The organism is Hydrogenophaga sp. (assembly GCF_022844385.1).
Lineage (GTDB): Bacteria > Pseudomonadota > Gammaproteobacteria > Burkholderiales > Burkholderiaceae_C > Hydrogenophaga.
On record NZ_JALHLX010000170.1, the window covers coordinates 1 to 5,871 of the forward strand.

The 5,871-nt window shown below is 62.3% G+C and carries 6 protein-coding genes; 4 read left to right on the forward strand and 2 right to left on the reverse strand.

Annotated features, from left to right (window positions below; all coding sequences use genetic code 11):
- On the reverse strand, positions 1 to 923 hold a 923-nt coding region (locus Q0C59_RS18020; RefSeq protein ID WP_291218127.1), incomplete at its 3' end, for a serine/threonine-protein kinase.
- Between the two features lie 61 nt (positions 924 to 984).
- On the opposite strand from Q0C59_RS18020, the gene Q0C59_RS18025 reads away from it, so the two are divergent.
- From Q0C59_RS18025 to Q0C59_RS18040, 4 genes are all read left to right on the forward strand, one after another.
- A complete protein-coding gene (locus Q0C59_RS18025; RefSeq protein WP_291218129.1) occupies positions 985 to 1,917 on the forward strand; it encodes a YicC/YloC family endoribonuclease in 933 nt (310 codons plus the stop codon).
- A 2-nt stretch (positions 1,918 to 1,919) separates the two neighbouring features.
- Positions 1,920 to 2,540, forward strand: coding sequence for a guanylate kinase (gene gmk, locus Q0C59_RS18030; RefSeq protein WP_291218130.1), 621 nt, complete (start codon positions 1,920 to 1,922; stop codon positions 2,538 to 2,540).
- Positions 2,541 to 2,567: 27 nt separating this feature from the next.
- Positions 2,568 to 2,771, forward strand: a complete 204-nt coding sequence (gene rpoZ, locus Q0C59_RS18035) for a DNA-directed RNA polymerase subunit omega (RefSeq protein WP_069047262.1) — start codon at positions 2,568 to 2,570, stop codon at positions 2,769 to 2,771.
- Positions 2,772 to 2,916: 145 nt separating this feature from the next.
- The gene (locus tag Q0C59_RS18040; protein WP_291218135.1) at positions 2,917 to 5,175 is read left to right on the forward strand and encodes a bifunctional (p)ppGpp synthetase/guanosine-3',5'-bis(diphosphate) 3'-pyrophosphohydrolase; all 2,259 of its coding nucleotides are present in this window, start codon (positions 2,917 to 2,919) and stop codon (positions 5,173 to 5,175) included.
- Here Q0C59_RS18040 and greB read toward each other — a convergent pair whose 3' ends face one another.
- Positions 5,176 to 5,739 carry a transcription elongation factor GreB gene (gene greB / locus Q0C59_RS18045; protein ID WP_291218137.1) on the reverse strand — a complete coding sequence of 188 codons (564 nt, stop codon included), beginning with the start codon at positions 5,737 to 5,739 and terminating at the stop codon, positions 5,176 to 5,178.
- Positions 5,740 to 5,871: the final 132 nt, after the last annotated feature.

Here is a 5,871-nt window from a genome sequence, read left to right on the forward strand (position 1 = left end):
TTTTCGGCCACGGTGAGCTTGGTGTAACTGCGCTCGGTTTCGCGGCTGAGTTCTTTCTGCAGCGCAAACACCGATTGCGGACGCGACAAGGGATCCAGCGACATGCACCATTCGACCACCTCGATCAGGTTGTCGGAATAGACGCCGCGCAGGCGGGAGAGCGCCAACGACAGGCGGTCTTTTTCGAGTCGCTGCGGCGCATCGTTGGGCGGATAGCCTTGCATGCTGGCATAAATGCACGCGCCGATCGCATAAATGTCGGTCCATGGGCCCATGGAGGAATCGCGCCGGTACATCTCCGGCGCAGCGAAGCCCGGCGTGTACATGGGTCGAATGAAGTTGCCCTCTTTGCTCAGCACCTCGCGGGCGGCGCCGAAGTCAATCAGCACTGAGCGGTTGTCATCGGTCACGAAGATGTTGGCCGGCTTGATGTCCAGGTGCAGCATCTTGTGCTGGTGCACGATGCGCAGGCCGCGCAAGACCTCGTCGTACAACGAGCGTATGGTCGACTCGCGAAAGACCTTCTGCTTCTTTTGCTCGCGCGCGGTGATGATGAATTCCTGCAGTGAAGCGCCTTCCAGGAAGTTCATGACCATGTACACGGTCTCGTTCTCGCGAAAGAAATTGAGCACGCTCACCACGGATGCGTGTGAAATCTGGGCGAGTGCACGACCTTCTTCAAAGAAGCTCTTCAAACCCAGGCGGTAGAGAGAAAGCTTCTCGGGCTGCACTTGAGGCAGCAATTCGCCAGGGCCGCGCGAGGCCAGTGACGAAGGCAGGTATTCCTTGACGGCCACCTGCTGACCCTCTGTGTCCACCGCCAGGTACACCACGCCAAAACCCCCGGCTGCAAGTTTGCGAACGATGCGGTAACCACCGATCACGGTGTCCGGCGGGAGCGGAGCGGGTTTGACCTTTGACATAATTCGGGATGGTTTCCGGAACGCCTCGTTTTGGACCACTCAACCTGACGGGCGAAGTGCAATGGCAGTTTACAGCATGACCGGCTATGCAACGGCCCACTTGGGCGGGCCCGCAACGGCCGCGAACGCAGAGCCGGCGCGCGATCCGAAGCCAGGCCTGGGCCTGGAGATCCGCTCGGTCAACAGCCGATTTCTCGACCTCACGTTCAAACTGCCTGACGACCTTCGCGGTTCGGAGCCGGTGCTGCGCGAACTGCTGACAACAAGCCTCAAGCGCGGCAAGGTCGAGGTTCGCGCGTGGATCGAAGGCCGCAGCGACGCCAGCCCGCGTTCTCCCAGCGCACTCGAACTCCAGAAGCTCGTCGGTCTGCAAGACAACGTGCGTGCCTGGCTGCCCACCGCAGCGCCGCTGTCGGTGGCCGAGGTGCTGCAGCTCACCTCGCGCCAGCAAGGCAACCCCGGCGATCTCAACGAAGGGCTGCAGTCGTTGGCCGAGACTGCAATCAACAATCTCATGGACGCCCGTGAGCGGGAGGGCAAGCGTCTGGCGGCCATGCTGCTGGACCGTCTGACACAGCTCAGACAACTGGCCAAGGATGCCCAGCCGCTGATCCCCCTGCTGGTTGCGCAGCAGCGCCAACGCTTCATTGATCGCTGGAACGATGCCCTGGCCGCCGGCGGTCCATCGGCCACGGGCAACACGGTCACGTCCGACATGGCCAACGACCGCGCCCTGACCGAAGCCACGGCGTTCGCCATCCGCATCGATGTGGCCGAAGAACTCACCCGCCTCGACTCGCACCTGACCGAAATCGAGCGCCTCATCAAGAAAGGCGCCGAGGTCGGCAAGCGGCTCGACTTCCTGATCCAGGAGCTGCACCGCGAAGCCAACACGCTGGGTTCGAAGTCGTCCAACCTGGAACTCACGCGCATCTCGGTGGACATGAAAGTGCTCATTGAACAGATGCGCGAGCAGGTACAAAACATAGAGTGAGCATGGAATACCCCGGAAACCTGTTTGTCGTCGCAGCCCCCAGCGGGGCTGGCAAATCCAGCCTGGTCAAGGCCTTGATGGAACTCGACTCGCGCGTCGCGCCCTCGGTCTCGCACACCACCCGTCCACCTCGTGGCCAGGAGCTGCATGGGCGCGAGTACTACTTTGTGAGCAAGGAAACCTTTGACCACATGGTCATCCAGGGGTCGTTCCTGGAGTGGGCCATGGTGCACGGCAACCGCTACGGCACTTCCAAGATAGCCATCGAGCAGCGCATGGCGCAAGGTGCAGACGTCGTGCTGGAGATCGACTTTCAGGGTGCCATCCAGGTCAAGCGCATCTTCCCCAACGCAGTGCTGGTCTTCATCCTGCCTCCCAGCTGGGAAGAGCTGCGCTCGCGCCTGGAGCGGCGAGCCGAAGATTCGGCCGAGGTGATCGAACTGAGACTGCAAAACGCCGCCGCCGAGGTGGCCCATGCCCGGGAATTCGACTTCGTTATAATCAATGAGTTGTTCGAGCGGGCCCTGTTTGACCTCAAGGCCATCGTCCATGCCCAGCGGCTCAAGTTCGCCGCCCAGCGTATCGCCCGCGGCGATACCTTCAAAGCGCTCAACATCCTCTGACCCCAAGCCCGTTTACTGGAGCCGTCCATGGCACGCATCACCGTCGAAGACTGTCTTGAAAAGATCCCCAACCGCTTTCAACTCGTGCTGGCGGCTACCTACCGCGCCCGCATGCTCAGCCAAGGGCACGCTCCCAAGATCGAAAGCAAGAACAAGCCTGGCGTGACCGCGCTGCGCGAAATTGCCGAAGGCAAAGTGGGCCTGGAAATGCTCAAGAAGGTTCCGCTCTGAACAGAGCTTGAGGCCTGGAAAAAAACACCGCAATGCGGTGTTTTTTTTCGCCTGTGCGCCTGTCCGTCATCATTCCCACACGGGAGACGGCACATCGCGGGCATCGCTCTCCACGTCAAGTGTCATCACACGCTAAAGTACCCGGATGTCCACCCTAGCCGACACCGGCTCCCTTTTGTCCTCTGACGATCAGGCGCACCCAGCAGCCAGCGCGGCTGCGGCCAGCTTTGCCGGGCTGTTGGCCAAGCTGGACTACCTGAGCGCAGGTGACATCGAGAGCATCCGGCAGGCTTACCGGTTTGCCGATGAGGCGCACCTGGGACAGTTGCGCAAGAACGGTGACCCGTACATCACCCACCCGATCGCGGTGGCGGCCCAATGCGCCGAGTGGAAGCTGGACGCGCAGGCGCTCATGTCGGCGTTGATGCACGACGCCATCGAAGATTGCGGCGTGACCAAAGAAGAACTGGTCGAGCGCTTCGGCGCGCCGGTGGCCGATCTGGTGGACGGTCTGACCAAGCTGGAGAAGCTGGAGTTCGACACCCGCGAGCAAAACCAGGCCGAGTCGTTTCGCAAGATGCTGCTGGCCATGGCGAAGGACGTGCGGGTCATCCTGATCAAGCTGGCCGACCGCACCCACAACATGCGCACCATGGGCGACATGCCCCGCAGCAAGTGGCAGCGCATCAGCAACGAAACGCTGGAGATCTACGCGCCGATCGCGCACCGGCTGGGCCTGAACTTCACCTACCGCGAACTGCAGGACCTGGCGTTCCGGTTCCTGCATCCCTGGCGCTATGAAGTGCTCTCCAAGGCCCTCAATAAATCGCGCAATCGCCGACGCGACCTAATTTCGCGCGTGCAGAAGGAAGTGGAAGCTGTGTTCGCCCACCAGGGCATGAACGTGCGCATCATGGGTAGAGAGAAGACGCTGTACTCGGTCTACCGCAAGATGGACAACAAGCACCTGTCGTTCTCGCAGGTCACCGATGTTTATGGCTTTCGCATCGTCGTGCCCGAGCTCACCGACTGCTACACGGGGCTGGGCGTGCTGCACCAGCTCTACAAGCCGTTGCCCGGCAAGTTCCGCGACTATGTGGCCATCCCGAAGGTCAACGGCTACCAGTCGCTGCACACCACCTTGATCGGCCCATTCGGCACCAATATCGAATTCCAGCTGCGCACGCACGCGATGGATGTCGTGGCCGAATCAGGTGTGGCCGCGCACTGGCTCTACAAGGCCAGCGAACCCGGCAGCGACATGTCGCAGCGCCTGGGCACGCAGTGGTTGCAGTCGTTGCTGGACATCCAGCAGGAAACCCACGATGCGGGCGAGTTTTGGGACCACATCAAGATCGACCTGTTCCCCGACGCGGTCTACGTGTTCACGCCCAAGAGCAAGATCATGGCCCTGCCGCGTGGCGCCACCGTGATGGACTTCGCCTACGCCATCCACAGCGACGTGGGCAACCACACGGTGTCGGCACGCATCAATGGCGAGCAGCGACCGCTTCGCACCGAGCTGGCCAATGGCGACGTGGTGGAAATCATCACCGCCGAGAGCGCCGAGCCCAACCCGGCCTGGCTGTCGTTCGTGAAAACCGGGCGCGCGCGCTCCAAGATCCGCCACCACCTCAAGACCGTGGCGCAGGAGAAGTCGCACGAACTGGGCGAGCGCATGCTGAGCCAGGCACTCAGGTCGGAAGGTCTGGCCGCCTTGCCGGCCGAAGATGGCGAGTACCAGAGCACCTGGGAAAAGCTGCTGCGCTTCACCGGCAACAAGACACGTGACGAGTTGCTCTCCGACATCGGCATGGGCAAACGCATCGCCAGCATGGTCGGCAAGAAGCTCGCTGTGCTGTTGTCCGAGATGGGGCTCAAGCCCGATGCGCTGCTGATCAGCACCGAGCGTTACGCCAGTGGTCGCGACGAATCGGCCTCGCAGGGTGTCGTCACACTCGACGGCAGCGAGGGCCTGTCGGTGCAGTACGCCCCCTGTTGCAAACCCATCCCGGGCGACCGCATCGTCGGCTATCTGGGCCGCGGCGAAGGCCTCGTGGTGCACGCGGAAGACTGCCCAACCGGCAAACGCCTGCTGCTGCGCGACAGCGAACGGTTTCTGGAAGTGGAGTGGGCGGACGAACCCGTGCGCTCGTTCGAGACCACGGTGGTGGTGACCGTCACCAACGGCAAGGGTGTGCTGGCGCGCGTGGCGTCCAGCATTGCGTCAGCCGAGGCCGACATCACCCACGTGGACATGGGTGACGAGCCCGCCCAAACGGCCACCGACATCCGCTTCTCGGTCTCGGTGCGCGACCGTCAGCACCTGGCCGATGTGCTGCGCAGCCTCAAGCGCACGGCTTCGGTGATCAAGGCGCAGCGCTTCAAGCCCGTCAAGGCCTGATCAGTCGCTGACCGGGGGCGCCGGGTAGCGAACCGAGAGCACCTCCAGCTCTTGCGTGCCGCCGGGCACGACCAGACGAACCACGTCACCCACCTTGGCCTTGAGCAGCGCGCGCGCCACCGGCGACACCCAACTGATCTGACCCTGCGCGCTGTCGGCTTCGTCCACCCCGAGGATGGTGACAGTGGTCTCGGCACCGCTGCCATCGGCATAGGTCACGGTGACGCCAAAGAACACCTGGTCACCGCCATGGTGCAGAGACGCATCAACCACCTCGGCAATCTCCAGGCGGCGCGTGAGAAACCGGATACGCCGGTCGATCTCGCGCAGGCGCTTCTTGCCGTAAAGGTAATCACCATTTTCCGATCGGTCACCGTTGCTCGCAGCCCAATGCACGATCTCGACGATCTTGGGCCGCTCGTCGTCGATCAGGGTGAACAGCTCGGCTCGAAGGCGGTCGTAGCCGGCCCGGGTGATGTAGTTCTTGCCGCCAGGCACTGGCGGCGGTGACGGGAGGTCGCCCTCTTCGTCCTGATCCGATTCTTTGGTGAATGCCTTGCTCATGGTGGCCTTTCGCCGCAGGCTTGCGCCATTCTTTCGGCGGCAGAAATGAAAAAACCCTGCAGCTTTTGGCTACAGGGTTTTTTGTTTGGTGCGGCTGGCAGGAATTGAACCCACGACCCCTTGGTTCGTAGC